15 protein-coding genes are annotated in these 14,270 nt (G+C 76.9%); 11 read left to right on the top strand and 4 right to left on the bottom strand.

Annotated features, from left to right (window positions below; genetic code table 11):
• The first annotated feature begins 28 nt into the window (after positions 1–28).
• The 10 genes from G6556_RS10810 to mutM all read left to right on the top strand — a co-directional run bounded on the left by G6556_RS10810 (position 29) and on the right by mutM (position 9,011).
• Positions 29–2,278, top strand: a complete 2,250-nt coding sequence (locus G6556_RS10810) for an ATP-dependent DNA helicase RecG (RefSeq protein WP_346774836.1) — start codon at positions 29–31, stop codon at positions 2,276–2,278.
• A gap of 76 nt (positions 2,279–2,354) precedes the next feature.
• Positions 2,355–3,047, top strand: a complete 693-nt coding sequence (locus tag G6556_RS10805) for an ABC transporter ATP-binding protein (protein ID WP_166941185.1) — start codon at positions 2,355–2,357, stop codon at positions 3,045–3,047.
• Positions 3,044–4,720, top strand: coding sequence for a DUF6297 family protein (locus G6556_RS10800; protein ID WP_166941183.1), 1,677 nt, complete (start codon positions 3,044–3,046; stop codon positions 4,718–4,720). Before G6556_RS10805 ends, G6556_RS10800 begins: the two co-directional genes overlap by 4 nt.
• Positions 4,717–5,316 (top strand): 16S rRNA (guanine(966)-N(2))-methyltransferase RsmD, encoded by a 600-nt coding sequence (gene rsmD, locus G6556_RS10795; RefSeq protein WP_166941181.1) that lies wholly within the window; start codon positions 4,717–4,719, stop codon positions 5,314–5,316. The genes G6556_RS10800 and rsmD overlap by 4 nt, the downstream gene beginning before the upstream one ends.
• Positions 5,317–5,334: 18 nt before the next feature.
• Complete coding sequence (coaD, locus tag G6556_RS10790) at positions 5,335–5,838, top strand: pantetheine-phosphate adenylyltransferase (RefSeq protein WP_166941179.1); 504 nt, start codon at positions 5,335–5,337, stop codon at positions 5,836–5,838.
• The gene (locus G6556_RS10785; RefSeq protein WP_166941177.1) at positions 5,835–6,335 is read left to right on the top strand and encodes a hypothetical protein; all 501 of its coding nucleotides are present in this window, start codon (positions 5,835–5,837) and stop codon (positions 6,333–6,335) included. Before coaD ends, G6556_RS10785 begins: the two co-directional genes overlap by 4 nt.
• A 126-nt stretch (positions 6,336–6,461) precedes the next feature.
• Positions 6,462–7,040 carry a DUF177 domain-containing protein gene (locus G6556_RS10780; protein WP_166941175.1) on the top strand — a complete coding sequence of 193 codons (579 nt, stop codon included), beginning with the start codon at positions 6,462–6,464 and terminating at the stop codon, positions 7,038–7,040.
• A gap of 2 nt (positions 7,041–7,042) precedes the next feature.
• A complete protein-coding gene (gene rpmF / locus G6556_RS10775; protein WP_147796053.1) occupies positions 7,043–7,237 on the top strand; it encodes a 50S ribosomal protein L32 in 195 nt (64 codons plus the stop codon).
• A 60-nt stretch (positions 7,238–7,297) separates the two neighbouring features.
• Positions 7,298–8,080, top strand: a complete 783-nt coding sequence (gene rnc, locus G6556_RS10770; RefSeq protein WP_166941173.1) for a ribonuclease III — start codon at positions 7,298–7,300, stop codon at positions 8,078–8,080.
• A 7-nt stretch (positions 8,081–8,087) separates the two neighbouring features.
• Positions 8,088–9,011, top strand: a complete 924-nt coding sequence (gene mutM, locus G6556_RS10765) for a bifunctional DNA-formamidopyrimidine glycosylase/DNA-(apurinic or apyrimidinic site) lyase (RefSeq protein WP_166941171.1) — start codon at positions 8,088–8,090, stop codon at positions 9,009–9,011.
• A 6-nt stretch (positions 9,012–9,017) separates the two neighbouring features.
• On the opposite strand, the gene G6556_RS10760 is transcribed toward mutM, so the two are convergent.
• Positions 9,018–9,767, bottom strand: coding sequence for a hypothetical protein (locus G6556_RS10760; RefSeq protein ID WP_166941169.1), 750 nt, complete (start codon positions 9,765–9,767; stop codon positions 9,018–9,020).
• Positions 9,768–9,851: 84 nt separating this feature from the next.
• Complete coding sequence (locus G6556_RS10755) at positions 9,852–10,799, bottom strand: phosphoglycerate dehydrogenase (protein WP_166941167.1); 948 nt, start codon at positions 10,797–10,799, stop codon at positions 9,852–9,854.
• A 185-nt stretch (positions 10,800–10,984) separates the two neighbouring features.
• On the opposite strand from G6556_RS10755, the gene G6556_RS10750 reads away from it, so the two are divergent.
• On the top strand, positions 10,985–11,614 hold the full coding sequence (locus tag G6556_RS10750; RefSeq protein WP_158374664.1) for a response regulator transcription factor: 630 nt from the start codon (positions 10,985–10,987) through the stop codon (positions 11,612–11,614).
• A 22-nt stretch (positions 11,615–11,636) separates the two neighbouring features.
• On the opposite strand, the gene G6556_RS10745 is transcribed toward G6556_RS10750, so the two are convergent.
• On the bottom strand, positions 11,637–13,505 hold the full coding sequence (locus G6556_RS10745; protein ID WP_166941165.1) for a GAF domain-containing protein: 1,869 nt from the start codon (positions 13,503–13,505) through the stop codon (positions 11,637–11,639).
• A partial coding sequence (locus G6556_RS10740) for an ATP-binding cassette domain-containing protein (protein ID WP_166941163.1) occupies positions 13,490–14,270 on the bottom strand: 781 nt, incomplete at its 5' end. The genes G6556_RS10740 and G6556_RS10745, both read right to left, overlap by 16 nt.

Here is a 14,270-nt window from a genome sequence, read left to right as displayed (position 1 = left end):
CCCCCACGACCCCGACGGAGGCGCGCCCGTGACCGTCCCCCACGACGCGGTCGTGCGACCGCTGCCGTACCTGGACCAGGACCTCGGCACGCACGTCCCCGGCGCCGCGAAGAAGCTCGCCAAGCTCGGGCTGCACACGGTCGGCGACCTGCTGCGCTACTACCCGCGCCGGTGGTCGCACTGGGGCGACCCGGCGACCATCGGGCATCTGCGGGTCGGGGAGCACGTGACGGTGGACGGCGTCGTCGACCGCTCGACGACGCGCACGATGCGTTCGCGGGGTGGCGCGATCCTCGAGGTGGTCGTGCGCAACGGGCGGCAGACCCTGTCCCTGACCTGGTTCGCGAAGCACGCCGGCGCGCTGCGGCACTTCGAGCAGCAGCTCAGGCCGGGCACGGTCGCCCTGTTCTCCGGCGTGGTCAAGGAGTACCGCGGGCAGCTCCAGCTGCTGCACCCGGAGTTCGAGATCGACGACCCGACGTCGTTCGAGGACGAGGCCCAGCGCCTGATCGAGTCGCAGCGTCCCCGGCCGGTGTACGGCCTGACGGCGGGGCTGCGGAACGAGGCGGTGGTCGCGGCGATCGAGACGGTGCGCCGCACGCTCACCCCCGCGGATCTGCCGGACCCGCTGCCCGACGCGGTCCGCGGCGGCATGCCGGGGATCCTGGACGCGCTCCAGGGCGTGCACCACCCGCTGGACGACACGGAGAAGGACCGGGCGGTGGCCCGGCTGCGGTTCGAGGAGGCGTTCGTCCTCCAGGCCGAGCTGGCCCGGCGCAAGGCGCGGTTCGCGGCGCAGGCGGCGGTGGCGCGGCCGGCGCGCGCGGGTGGGCTGCTGGACGCGTTCGACGCGCGGCTGCCGTTCGAGCTGACGGGCGGCCAGCGGGAGATCGGCGCGCTGATCGCCTCCGAGCTGGCCGCGGCCAGCCCGATGCAGCGGCTGCTCCAGGGCGAGGTCGGCTCGGGCAAGACGGTGGTGGCGGCGCGGGCGATGCTGCAGGTGGTCGACGCCGGCGGCCAGGCCGCCCTGCTGGCGCCCACCGAGGTGCTCGCCGCGCAGCACGCCCGCACGCTGCAGAACCTGCTGGGCGACCTCGCGGAGGCGGGGATGCTGGGCGGCGCGGAGGTGGCGACCCGGGTGACGCTGCTGACCGGCTCGATGGGCTCGGCGGCCCGGCGGCGGGCGCTCGGCGAGATCGCCGGCGGCGCGGCGGGGATCGTGGTCGGGACGCACGCGCTGCTGTCCGAGCACGTGCAGTTCGCCGACCTCGGCCTGGTGGTCGTGGACGAGCAGCACCGGTTCGGCGTCGAGCAGCGCGACGTGCTGCGCGCGAAGGCCGGCGGCGTGCCGCACCTGCTGGTGATGACCGCGACGCCGATCCCGCGGACGGTCGCGATGACGGTGTTCGGCGACCTGGAGACGTCGACGCTGCGCGAGGTGCCGCGGGGCCGCGCGGAGGTGGTCACGCACGTGGTCCCGGCCGACAAGCCCGCGTGGCTGGAGCGCACCTGGCAGCGCATCCGCGAGGAGGTCGACGGCGGCGGCCGCGCGTACGTCGTCTGCGCCCGGATCGACGGGGACGCGAAGAAGGCGGACGTCGACGGCGCGGACCTGGTGACCGACGCGCCCCCGGAGGCCGAGGGCGACGCCCGCCCGCAGCGTCCGCTGCACGCGGTGTCCGAGGTCGCGGAGCTGCTGCGTGGCACGCCCGCGCTGCGGGGGACCGCGATCGGCGAGCTGCACGGCCGGATGACCCCGGAGGAGAAGGACCGGGCGCTCGCGGACTTCGCGTCGGGCGCGGTGCCGGTGCTGGTGTCGACGACGGTGATCGAGGTCGGCGTCGACGTGCCGGACGCGACGGTGATGGTCGTGCTCGACGCGGACCGGTTCGGCATCTCGCAGCTGCACCAGCTGCGCGGGCGGATCGGCCGCGGCTCGCGGCCCGGCGTGTGCCTGCTGGTCGCGGACGCGCCCGAGGGCACCGACGCGGCGACCCGGCTCGGCACGCTCGCGGCGACCCGCGACGGGTTCGCGCTCGCGGCGGTCGACCTGGAGCTGCGCCGCGAGGGCGACGTGCTGGGGGCGGCGCAGTCGGGCGGCAGCTCGTCGCTGCGGCTGCTCAAGGTCACCGAGCACGCGGACGTGATCGAGAAGGCCCGGGACGCCGCCCGCGCCCTCGTCGCGGACGACCCGGACCTGGTGCGGCACCCCGCGCTGGCGGCGGCGATCGAGCAGATGCTGGCGGGGGAGCGCGAGGAGTTCCTCGACCGGACCTGACGGCGGCGGCGTGCTCGCCGCGCGCGGGCCGTCGGTCCCGTCGGAGGCCCCAGCCGCGGTGCGTACGCTGCTGCCCGTGTCGAAGCAGCCCGTGATCCGTGCCGTCGATCTGCTCGTCGGGTACGGCGGGGAGCCCGTGTGCGCCCCGGTCTCGTTCACCCTCCCGCCCGGGAAGGCCCTCGCGCTGGTCGGCGCGAACGGCTCGGGCAAGTCGACGGTGCTGCGCGCCGTGCTCGGCCTGCTGGAGCCGGTCGGCGGCCGCGTGGAGGTGCTGGGCCGCGCCGTGGACGAGCGCGAGGTCGGGTTCCGCACCCGGGTGTCGAGCGTGCTGGACGACGACGCGTACTTCCCGGCGCTCACGGTGGCCGAGCACCTGTACCTGACGGCCCGCGGGCACGGCGTGCAGGGCGCGGACGCGGTGGTGGGCGAGCTGCTCGACGAGTTCGGGCTGACGGAGCACGCCGGCGCGCTGCCGGTCGCGCTGTCCTCGGGCCAGCGCCGCCGCCTGCTGCTCGCCGCGGGGCTGGTGCGCCCGCGGTCGCTGCTGGTGCTGGACGAGCCGGAGCAGCGCCTCGACGTCGCGATGCGCGACCACCTGGCGCAGCGGCTGGTGGAGGAGAAGCGCGCGGGCGGCTCGGTGCTGCTCGCGACCCACGACCCGGAGCTGCTGCGCGTGGTGGCGGACCGCGCGGTGCTGGTCGCGGACGACCAGTCCCGCCTGCTCAGCACCGCGGACGCCGTCGAGGCGCTGCGGCCGGGCGTGCTGTGAGCGAGTTCGCCGCGACGGAGGACGACGCGCCCGCCGCGCCCGCGGGCGCCGGGTGGGACGACGTCCCCGCACCCGCCGTCGCCCCGGCGGACGGCCGCACGCCGGTCCCCTCGGCCCGCTCGATCCGCCGGTACACCGCGCAGGTGGCGCGCCGCCGGTCGGGTGCGGGCATCGGCGAGGTGCTCGGCGACGTCTACTACGCGGTCGTCATCTCCGCGATCGGCCTGGGCGTGGCCCTCGGTCTGGCCGGCCAGCTGCGCTCGACGCTCCCGCACGTGCCCGACGAGGCGCTGCGCTCCGGCATCAGCCTGCCGACCGTCGTCGCGGTGGCGGCGTTCGTCGTCGCGGGCGTCGTGCTCTCGCTCAGCGCGCGCCTCGGGCCGGTCGGCGCGGGCGGCGCGGAGGCGACCTGGTGGCTCGGCATGCCGGTGGACCGCCGCGGGCTGCTCCGCCCGGCCTCGCTCCGGCTGCCGATCGCGTCCGGCGTGATCGGCGGGGTCGTGCTCGCGCTGCTCGACGGCGGGCTGCTCGCCGACCACGGCGTGGGTCACGTGCTGCGGCTGGGCGGCACGGCCGCGCTGGTCTGCGCCGGGCTGGCGCTGCTGGCCGGCCACCTGCAGAGCCGCGGGGTGCCGCGCCGCGCGACCGCGCTGGCCGGCGACGCGGTGATCGGCGTCGCGCCGGTGCTCGCGCTGGCCGCGGCGCTCGCGGGCTGGCGGGTCGCCGCGCTGCCGGACGTCCCCTGGTGGCTGCTCGTCGTGCTCGCGGTGGCGGTCGCCGCCGCGTGGTGGTGGCTGGACAACCGGCTCGGCCGGATCCGCGGCCGCGACCTGCGGGAGAGCGGCTCCGTCGCCACGCAGGCCGCCGGTGCGCTGGTGTCGCTGGACTCCCGCGAGCTCGGCCGGGCGCTGTCGGACTCGGCCGCGCGGCCGCGGCGGCGCCGGGTGCGCCGGATGCGGCTGGTCCGCGGCCCGGTGTCGGCGGTGGTCGTCGCGGACGTGACGGTGCTGCTGCGCTCGCCGCGGCACCTGGTGCAGCTGGTCGTGTCGGCGCTCGTGCCCGTGGTCGTGGTCATCACCCCGCAGCTGGCGGGCGTCGTGGGCGTGATCCTCGCGGTGCTGGTCAGCGGGTACGTCGGGATGCTGGCCACGGGGGAGGGCGCGCGCCGGGCCGAGATGGCCCCGATCGTCGACCGGCTGCTGCCGATGTCCGCCACGGCGGTGCGCCGCGCGCGGCTGATCGTGCCGGGCGCGGCGATGCTGCTGTGGTCGGCCGTCGCGTTCGCCGCGGTGGGCCGCTGGGAGGGCGAGGTCGGCGCCTGGCTGCTGCTCGGCGTGGTGTCGGCGCCGGTCTGGGCGGGTGCCGCGCTGCGCGCCGCGTACCGGCCGTCGCCGAACTGGGAGGGCCCGCTCGTGGCGACGCCGATGGGCGCGCTGCCCGGCGGCGTGGCGGCGGTGCTGTCCCGGGGCCCGGACGTCGCGGTGCTCGGCATGGTGCCGGTCGTGCTGTCGGTCGCGCTGGGCACGGTGCTGCCGCAGGTCGTGGTGGTGCAGGCGGCCGTGTCCGCGATCGCGCTGGCCGTCGGGTCGAGCACCAGCACCAAGACGATGATGGAGCGCATGACCGACATGCAGGAGACGGCGGAGGCCGAGAAGAAGCGGGCCGGGCGGTGACCCGGGTCGTGGCGGGCTCGGCGGGCGGCCGGACCCTGGCGGTGCCGCCCAAGGGCACGCGGCCGACGAGCGAGCGGGTGCGGGAGGCGCTGTTCTCCCGGCTCGAGCACCTGGACGCCGTCGAGGACGCGCGGGTGCTGGACGGCTACGCCGGGTCCGGCGCGCTCGGCCTGGAGGCCGCGAGCCGCGGGGCGGCGCACGTGGTCCTCGTCGAGTGGGGGAAGGCCGCCGCGGAGGTGTGCCGGAGGAACGTCGCGGCCCTGGGCCTGCGCGACCGGGTCGACGTGGTGCGCGAGCGGGTCGAGGCGTACGTCGCCCGCCCGGTCGCGACGCCGTGGGACCTGGTGCTCCTGGACCCGCCGTACGACGTCCCGGACACCACGCTGAGCGAGGTGCTGGCGGCGCTGGTGCCGGCGCTGACGGTCGAGTCGGTCGTGGTCGTCGAGCGGTCGACCCGCAGCGCCGCGCCCCCGTGGCCGGCCGGGATGCACGGGTTCGACACCCGCACGTACGGGGAGACCGCGGTGCACCTCGGCGCCCGCAGCCCGGTGGACGACGCGCCCGAGGGCGCCGCCGACGCGGACGCCCGGGGCTGACGGCGTAGGTTGGGCGACGTGGTTCTCGCGGTCTGCCCCGGCTCCTTCGACCCCTTCACGCTCGGCCACCTGGACGTGGTGCGCCGGGCCCGGCGCCTCGCCGACGAGGTGGTCGTGCTCGTCGCGCACAACGCCGCCAAGCGGCCGCTGCTCGACGTCGACGCCCGCGTGGCGCTGATCGAGGACGCGGTGGCCGACGTCCCCGGCGTGCGGGTGGCGTCCTCGGCCGGGCTGCTGGCCGACGAGCTGCGCGCGCTCGGTGCGGACCTCGTGGTCAAGGGCCTGCGCGGCGGGGCGGACTTCGACGCCGAGCTGCCGATGGCCCTGATGAACCGGCACCTGTCGGGCGTCGAGACGGCGTTCGTCGTCGGCGACCCCGCGCTGTCGCACGTGGCCTCGTCGCTGGTGAAGGACGTGGCCCGGCACGGCGGGCCGATCGACGACCTGGTGACGCCGGCGGTGGCCGCGGCCGTCCGCGCGGCGCTCAGCACCCCCACGACGGCCGACGGGAGCCGCGCATGACCGAGCAGACCACCCCGGCGGCCGCGGGCCGCCACGAGGGCCTCACGGCCGTCCTGGACGCGCTGGAGCAGGCGGTGCAGGTCGCCCGCGCGGTGCCGATGTCCGCCTCCGTGCTCGTGAGCCGGGCGGAGCTGCTGGACCTGGTCGACCAGGCCCGTGCGGCGCTGCCCACGCAGATCGGCCGCGCGGACGAGGTGCTCGCCGCGGCGGACGCCGAGCGCGCCGCCGCGCGCGCCGACGCCGAGCGGATCGAGGCGGCCGCGCGCCGTCGCGCCGCGGAGCTGGTCGAGCAGGAGTCCGTCGTCGCGCAGGCGACCGAGCGGGCCGCGCAGATCGTCCGCGACGCCGAGGAGACGGCCCGCGGGCTGCGCCGGGACGCGGACGACTACTGCGACCGGCGGCTCGCCGACTTCGAGATCGACCTGGGCAAGGTGCTGACGCAGGTGCAGGCCGGGCGGGCGAAGCTCGCGGACCGCCTGGAGGACGGCGAGGGCTGACGCTCCGGGTGTGACCCAGGCCGCCCCGCGGGCGATTGGGCGCAGCGCGGCCCGTACCGTAAGATCGACCGTTGGTCCTGCCGGTCATCGCAGGGACCGAGACCCCTCACGACAGGAACCGGGACAGTGGAGCGCGTCAACCACCTCGATCCCCGCTCGCCGTTCGTGCTCGACACCCACGAGCTCGGCCGACGTCCGGGATCGATGCGGCGTACCCGCGTCACGGTGCCGGCTCCCGAGGACCTCGGTACCGACGTGATCGGCGTCCCCGTCGGCGACGACGTCGAGCTGGACCTCCAGCTCGAGGCCGTCATGGAGGGGGTGTTCGTCTCCGGCTCCGTGCGGGCCCGGGCGGTCGGGGAGTGCGTGCGCTGCCTGGACGAGGTGGTCGAGGAGCTCGACGTCCGCGTCCAGGAGCTGTTCGTCTACCCCGGTCGCGCGGAGGCCGCGAAGGACAGCGGCGACGACGAGGAGGACCTCCCCGAGCTCGACGGCGACCTGGTCGACGTGGAGCCCCTGGTTCGGGACGCGGTCGTGACTGCGCTACCGTTCCAGCCGTTGTGCCGGGACGACTGCCCCGGGCTGTGCTCCATCTGCGGGGCGCACCTCGCGGACGACCCGCAGCATTCCCATGAGACCCTTGATCCTCGGTGGGCCGCCCTCGGTGGTCTGCAGAGCACGCTTGACGAGAAGAGAGAGAGCTAGCCGTGGCTGTTCCGAAGCGCAAGATGTCGCGCAGCAACACCCGTGCGCGTCGGTCGCAGTGGAAGACCACTGCCACGACGCTCAGCACCTGCCCGCAGTGCAAGTCGAACATGCGCCCGCACCAGGCGTGCCCGACGTGCGGCGCCTACGCCGGTCGGCGCTACGCCGAGGCGATGCGGACCGAGCACGCCGGCTGAGCCGACGCGCCGTAGGCCCGGCGCCCCGGTGACGCACCGGAGGGCGCGGGCCGCCGCACGATGAGCACCACCGCAGCACAGCTCGCCCAGCAGCTCGGGGTCCACCTGGACCCCGAGCTGCTGGTGCTGGCGCTGACGCACCGGTCGTTCGCCCACGAGGCGGGCGGCATCCCGACCAACGAGCGCCTGGAGTTCCTCGGGGACACCGTGCTCGGCCTGGTCGTCACCGAGGACCTGTACCGGCGGCACCCGTCGCAGTCCGAGGGCGAGCTCGCGAAGATGCGCGCGGCGACGGTGTCGCAGCGTGCGCTCGCCGAGGTCGCGCGCACGCTGGACCTCGGGTCCTACGTGCTGCTCGGCAAGGGCGAGCTCGCCACGGGCGGGCGGGACAAGGACTCGATCCTGTCCGACACCCTCGAGGCCCTGTTCGGCGCCGTCTACCTGTCCCACGGGCTCGAGACGTCCCGCGAGATCGTCATGCGCCTGGTCGGCCCGCGGCTGGCCCAGGCGGCCGACCTGGGCGCCGGCCTGGACTGGAAGACGAGCCTGCAGGAGCTCACCGCGACGCTCGGCATGGGCGCGCCGACCTACCACGTGACCAGCGCCGGCCCGGACCACGCCCGCGTGTTCACCGCGGACGCCGTGGTCGCCGGGGACGCGTACGGCACCGGCACGGGCACCGCGAAGAAGCTCGCGGAGCAGCGGGCGGCCGAGCTGGCCTGGACGGCGCTGCGCGAGCGGGCCGACCGGGCCGCGGCCGCCGCCGACGGTGCGGCCGCCGACGACGGCGAGCCCGCCGGGTCCCCGACGTCGGCCACCGCCGCCGCGCCCGCCGCGGACTGACCCCGGCGTGCCCGAGCTCCCCGAGGTCGAGACCGTCCGGGACGGCCTGGAGCGGCACGTCGTGGGGCGCGCCGTCCGCGCGGTGGAGGTCCGCCGCCCGTACAGCGTGCGCCGGCACCTGGCCGGTCCCGACGACCTCGCCGGCCGCCTCGCGGGCCGGACGCTGACGGCCGCCGCGCGCCGCGGCAAGTTCCTCTGGCTCCCGCTGGACCACCCCGGCGCGGCGGGCGCGACCCCCGACGACGCGCTGCTCGCGCACCTCGGCATGAGCGGCCAGCTGCTGGTCCGCGGCACGCCGGCCGACGTCGAGCAGGGCGGCGCGCACCCCCACCTGAGGGTCCGGCTGCTGCTCGACGACGGCGGCGCGCTCGACTTCGTGGACCAGCGGACGTTCGGCCACCTGTCGGTCGTCGACCTGCTGCCGACGCCGGACGCGCGCCCGGGCGGGGCGGGCTCGCCGCTGCCGCTGGTGCCGGCCCCGGTGGCGCACATCGGCCGCGACCTGCTGGACCCGGCCGTCGACCGCGAGACCGTGGCCCGGGCGATCCGGCGGCGGCGCACGCAGGTCAAGCGCGCGGTGCTGGACCAGGGCGTGGTCTCCGGCGTGGGGAACATCTACGCCGACGAGGGCCTGTGGCGGGCGCGGGTGCACCCCGCGACGCCGACCGCCGACCTCGACCAGGCGACCGCCCTGCGGGTGCTGGACGGCGTCGCCGGGGTGATGGCGGACGCGCTGGCGCAGGGCGGGACCAGCTTCGACGCCCTGTACGTGAACGTGAACGGCGCCTCCGGCTACTTCGACCGGTCGCTGGCCGTCTACGGGCAGGCCGGCGAGCCGTGCCCGCGGTGCGGGACGCCGGTGGTGCGCGAGCCGTTCATGAACCGCTCCTCGCACCTCTGCCCGGTGTGCCAGCCCGCACCCGCGGGCTGACCGCCCTCAGCCGGCGAGCCCGCGCAGCTCCGTCGCCACCCCGGCCGTGACCGCCTCCGGCCACGGGTAGCGGCGCGCCGTCGACCCCAGCGCCCAGCCGTCGAGGGCGAGGGCCGCGACGAGCGCGCCGTCCGTCAGCCGCTCGCCCCGCGCGACGGGGGAGGCGGCGCGGGTCGCGTCGACGGCGCCCGGCGCCAGCTCGACGCCGGTCAGCGCCAGGAACCGCACCATGGCGACGACCCGCTCCGAGGAGGCACAGGCGGCGAGCAGCTCGGGGAGCTCCGGCTCGTCGTGCGCGGGCAGGAGCTCGTCGAACGCCTCCTCGGCGATCCGCCCGACCAGGGCGTCGACGAGCTCCTGCACGGAGCCGTGCATGCTGAGGATCCAGTCGGGGTCCCGGCCGCTCTCCGCCGCGACGCGGTCGAGGGTCAGGGCCTCGGTACCGCCCTCGCGGACCAGGCGCAGCACGGCGTCGGTCAGCGGCGACGGGTCGCGGAACGGCTCGGCCTCCAGCGCGAGGTCCAGGTTCGACGCGCACTGGTGCGGCACCGGCAGGCCCGCGTAGTCGGCGACGGCGGTCAGCGCGCGGCCCCACCAGCCGTCGTCCGGCGGGTGCACGTCCGCGTAGAACCCCAGCAGGACGCCGTCGACGGCGAGGGCGGCGACGGTCTCGCGCGGGTCGTGCCCGGCGGGGTCGCCCGGCCCGACGGGCAGCAGGTCGACGCGGTCGCGCAGGGTCGGCGCGGGGGAGGTCATCGGGTGCTCCTGTTCTCGGGGAGCAGTCCACTGTACCAACCGGACGGTGCGGCGTCCGGGGCGGGCGCCGGGTCGCGCCGCAGGTCAGCGCCGCACGACGTTGCGCAGCGGCTCGTCCCGGACGAACGCCCCGATGTTGTCGGTGAGCAGCGTGTCCGCCCCGACCGGCCGCCCGCCCGCGGAGTGCGGGGTGATCAGCACCCGCGGCTCGTCCCACAGCGGCGAGGACGCCGGCAGCGGCTCGGTCTCGAACACGTCGAGCGCCGCGCCCGCGATCCGCCCGCCCGCGACCGCCGCGAGCAGGGCGTCCTCGTCGAGGGTCGAGCCCCGCCCGACGTTGACCACCCAGGCGTGCCGGGGGAGCCGCGCGAACACGGCCGCGTCGAGGGCGCGCCGGGTGCCGGGCGTCGCGGGCAGGATGCCGATGAGCACGTCGGTGCCGGGCAGCGCCTGCGGCACCTCGGCCGGGGTGATGACCGGGTAGCCCGCGCGCTGGCCGGCGCGGGAGGCGACGCCGACGACCTGCGCGCCGAGCACGGTGAGCAGCGGGGCCAGCCGGGCGGCGATCGACCCGAAGCCCCAGATCAGCACCCGGGCGCCCGACAGCGACCGGAACTCGCCGCCCTCGTGCGGCAGCCGCTGCATGCCGCCGAGCTCGGCCGCCCAGCGGTGCTGGTCCTGCGCGCGCACGAGCTCGGGCAGCCGGCGGGCGGCCGCGAGGACCAGCGCGAGGGTGTGCTCCGCGACCGGGCCGTCGTGCAGCCCGCGGCCGGAGGTGATCGTCACGTGCGGCGCGAAGCCGGCGGCCAGCACGGCGTCCGGGCCGGCGGCGAGCGTCTGCACCCAGCGCAGCCGCCCCATCCGGCGGGCGGCGTCGGCGAGCTGGGACGTGGGGTTCCCCCAGGCCACGAGGGCCTCGGCGTCCACCAGGTGCTCGGGCACCGGCTGCTCGACGTCGTAGGTCGCGGTGCGCACGCCCTCGGGCAGCGTGGGGTGCAGGGTGATCGAGGAGGGCAGCAGCACCGTCGTCATGGACCGGAGCGTGACGCACCCGGCGGCCCCGCGCCAGGCGGCACGCCCGCGGCCCGCGCACTGAGGGCGAACTCACCGGGCCCGGTGCGCCGGTGGCCGTCGGGGACGTCGGTCCTGGATACGATGACCCCGTGTCCGCCACGAACAGCGCAGTCCAGCCGGCCCGCTCCGGGGAGATCTCGGTGATGATCGTCGACGACCACGAGGTCGTGCGGCGCGGCATCGCCGAGGTCGTCGAGCGCGCCGACGGCATGAAGGTCGTCGCCGAGGCCGGGTCCGTCGCCGACGGCGTCCGCCGCGCCGGACTGGTGCACCCGGACGTCCTGCTGGTCGACCTGCAGCTGCCCGACGGCACCGGCATCGACCTCATGACGCAGGTGCGGGCCACGCTGCCGACCGCCCGGGCGATCGTCCTGACGTCCTTCGACGACGACGACGCGCTCGCCGCCGCGCTGGAGGCCGGGGCCGCCGCCTACCTGCTCAAGAGCGTCCGCGGCGCGGAGATCACCGACGTCGTGCGCGCGGTCGCCGCCGGTCGCACGCTGCTGGACGAGCGGACCGTCACCCGCCGCCGCGCCGGCCACGAGGACCCGACCGAGAACCTCACGCCGAGCGAGCTCAAGGTGCTCGACCTGATCGGCGACGGCCTGTCGAACCGGGAGATCGCCGAGCGCCTCGGCGTCGCCGAGAAGACCGTGAAGAACCACATCACGTCGCTGCTCGCCAAGATGGGCCTGCAGCGCCGCACGCAGGTCGCGGCCTGGGTCGCGGCTCGGCGGCACTCCGGCTGGCGCGCGGAGACGCACCAGTCCTGACCCGGGACGGGTCCCGCCGGGCTCAGCCCAGCGGGACCTCCCAGGACAGCAGCGTGCCCTGACCGCCGGGGGAGACCCCGAGCGAGAACGTGCCGCCGTGCTGCCGGGCCCGCGCGGCCAGGTTGCCGGTGCCGGACCGGCGGTCCCGCGTCGCGGGCAGGCCGGCGCCGTCGTCCTCGACCTCGACGTGCACGCTGCCGAGCGGCCCCGCGCCTCGGACGGTCACCCGCACCGCGACCGAGGACGCGTGCGCGTGCCGGGCGGCGTTCGCCAGGCCCTCGCGGACCACGGCGACCACGTCGTCCGTGCGGTCCGGCCCGATCCGCTCGTCGATGAGGTCCGCGACGATGTAGTCGCCGTCCGGGACGGACTCGCCGTCCAGCGTGACGATGAGCGACGGCGCGAAACCCAGGCCGGTGCGCGCGAGCGACGCCTCCCGGCGCAGCCGCTCGACGATGCCGGTCGCGGCGTCCGGGTCCCGCAGGGCGTACACGATCTGCCGGATCTGCCGCACCGAGGCGTCGACGTTGTCCAGCGCCTCCTCGACGATGCTGGTCAGCTCGGACGGGTCGACGCCGCGGGACGCCCGGCGGCGCGCCGTCTCCAGCTGCATGCCGGTGGCGAACAGCTGCTGGATGGCGAGGTCGTGCAGGTCCCGGGCGATCCGCTCGCGCTCGTCCAGCAGGGCCGCCTGGTCCTGGGCGTGCCGCGCCTCGGCCAGCACGAACGCCAGCGCCGCCTGGGACGCGAAGGACTCCGCGGTGGCCAGGTCGCCCGCGTCGAACGCGAGGGTGCCGACCTTGCGCAGCAGGATGAGCACGCCGACGCCGCGGCCGGAGGTCTGCAGCGGGGCGAACAGGGCGGAGCCGAACGCGCGCATCGCCGGCACCGTGATCCGGCTGGACCGGGCCAGCGAGTCGATGATCAGCCCCTGGCCGTCCTCCATGACGGACCAGGTCGGGCCGCCGGGGGTGAGCTGGGCGCCCACGAGCGCGTCGGCGTTGTGCCCGTCGGCGAGCTCGATGAGCAGCTCGCCGCCGACCCCGGGCAGCGCGAGGGCGGCCGCGTCGGCGTCGGCGACGTCGCGGGCGGTCGCGGCGATGTGCGCGAGGGCGTCCTCCTCGTCGGCGCCGGACAGCAGCATCGTGGTGATGTCCTGGCCCGCGCGCAGCCAGTGCTCCCGGCGGGCGCCCTCGGCGAACAGCTGGGCGTTCGCGACGGCCACGCCCGCGGTCGCGGCGAGCGCGATGACGGTCGTGGCGTCCTTCTCGCTGAAGCCGCCGTCCTTCTCCGACAGGTACAGGTAGCCGTAGACCTGGTCGCGCACCCGCACCGAGGCGCCCAGGAAGGACCCCATCGACGGGTGCCCGGCGGGCCAGCCCTGGAACGCGGGGTGCTGCGTGAGGTCGTCCAGCTTGAGGACGCCGTGCGTCGGGATGTGGCCCAGCACGCCGCGGGCGTGCGGCGGGTGGCCCATCATCGCGGCGGCCGCCGCGGGCACGCCGGTCTGCACGAAGGTCGTGGACTCGCCGCGGGAGTCGAGCACGTTGATCGCGCCGTACCGGGCGCCGGTCAGCTCGACGGAGACCCGGACGAACCGCTCGAGCACGCCCGGCAGGTCCAGGCCGGAGGCGACGGAGAGCACCGCGTCCAGCAGGTCGGCGAGCTCGTCGCCGGTCTCGGACGCGGTGCCGAGCTCCAGGTGCGACCGGCCACCCGGCTCTCGCACGTGGATGGTCGTGGTGACGCCCGGGCCGTAGGTCGGGGCGGCCACACCGAGCGCCGCGGCGCGCTGCTCGGCCGCCGCGGCCTCCTGGGCGCGCGGCCCCGGCTCGCGTCGCACGGGGTCGGGGTACGCCGTCTCCTCGCGTCCGGTCAGCTCGTCGGCCATGTGCTCGTCGTCCCACCCTCGTCCTGCTCGCTGGCGTGCGCCTCACCGTACTGGGCGTCGGTGGCCAGCAGGTGCGCGTGCGTCCCGCGCGCCGCGACCCGGCCGTCCCGCAGGACCAGCACCTCGTCGGCCGCGGCGAGCGGGGCCAGGCGGTGGGTCACGACGAGGGCGCCGCGCGCGGGGGAGCCGGCGCCCGGGGCCACCGCGCGCGGGGCCGCGAGCAGGTCACCGACGAGGCGGTCCGCGGTCGCCGGGTCGAGGTGCTCGGCCGGCTCGTCGACGAGCAGCAGCGGCGCCGTCGCGAGCAGCGAGCGGGCCAGCAGCAGCCGCCGGCGCTCGCCGCCCGACACGCTCCGGGCGTCGGGGCCCAGGGCGGTGTCGACGCCGTCCGGCAGGCCGGCGAGCCAGTCGCCGAGCCCCGCGCGCCCGAGCGCCGCGCGGGCGTCCTCCGGCGTCGCGTCGCCCCGGGCGACCCGCAGGTTCTCCAGCAGGGTGGTCTCGAAGACGTGCGCGTCCTCGGTGGTCAGCGCGAGCCGGGCCAGCCGGACTGTCGGGTCGACGTCGGCCAGCGGGATGCCGTCGAGCAGCAGCTCGCCCGCGCGCGGCGGCAGGAACCCGGCGAGCGTGAGCAGCAGGGTCGTCTTGCCGACGCCGGAGGGGCCGACGACGGCCAGGCTCCGGCCGGGCGCGAGGTCGAGGTCGAGGCCGGTGACGACGGGCGGCCGGCCGGGCCAGCCGACGGCGAGGCCCCGGGCGGTGAGCCGG

The sequence above is a fragment of the Cellulomonas sp. IC4_254 genome (genome assembly GCF_011603975.1).
GTDB lineage: Bacteria > Actinomycetota > Actinomycetes > Actinomycetales > Cellulomonadaceae > Cellulomonas.
Note: the sequence above shows the minus strand (reverse complement) of the source record. Positions and strands in the feature narration are given on the sequence as shown.

What these genes read in the sequence shown, in the direction of transcription:
- G6556_RS10750 (WP_158374664.1), top strand. Translation starts at nt 10,985, where the DNA reads ATGATCGTCGACGACCACGAGGTCGTGCGGCGCGGCATCGCCGAGGTC.
- G6556_RS10785 (WP_166941177.1), top strand. Translation starts at nt 5,835, where the DNA reads ATGACCGAGCAGACCACCCCGGCGGCCGCGGGCCGCCACGAGGGCCTC.
- rnc (WP_166941173.1), top strand. Translation starts at nt 7,298, where the DNA reads ATGAGCACCACCGCAGCACAGCTCGCCCAGCAGCTCGGGGTCCACCTG.
- G6556_RS10755 (WP_166941167.1), bottom strand. Translation starts at nt 10,799, where the DNA reads ATGACGACGGTGCTGCTGCCCTCCTCGATCACCCTGCACCCCACGCTG.
- G6556_RS10760 (WP_166941169.1), bottom strand. Translation starts at nt 9,767, where the DNA reads ATGACCTCCCCCGCGCCGACCCTGCGCGACCGCGTCGACCTGCTGCCC.
- G6556_RS10745 (WP_166941165.1), bottom strand. Translation starts at nt 13,505, where the DNA reads ATGGCCGACGAGCTGACCGGACGCGAGGAGACGGCGTACCCCGACCCC.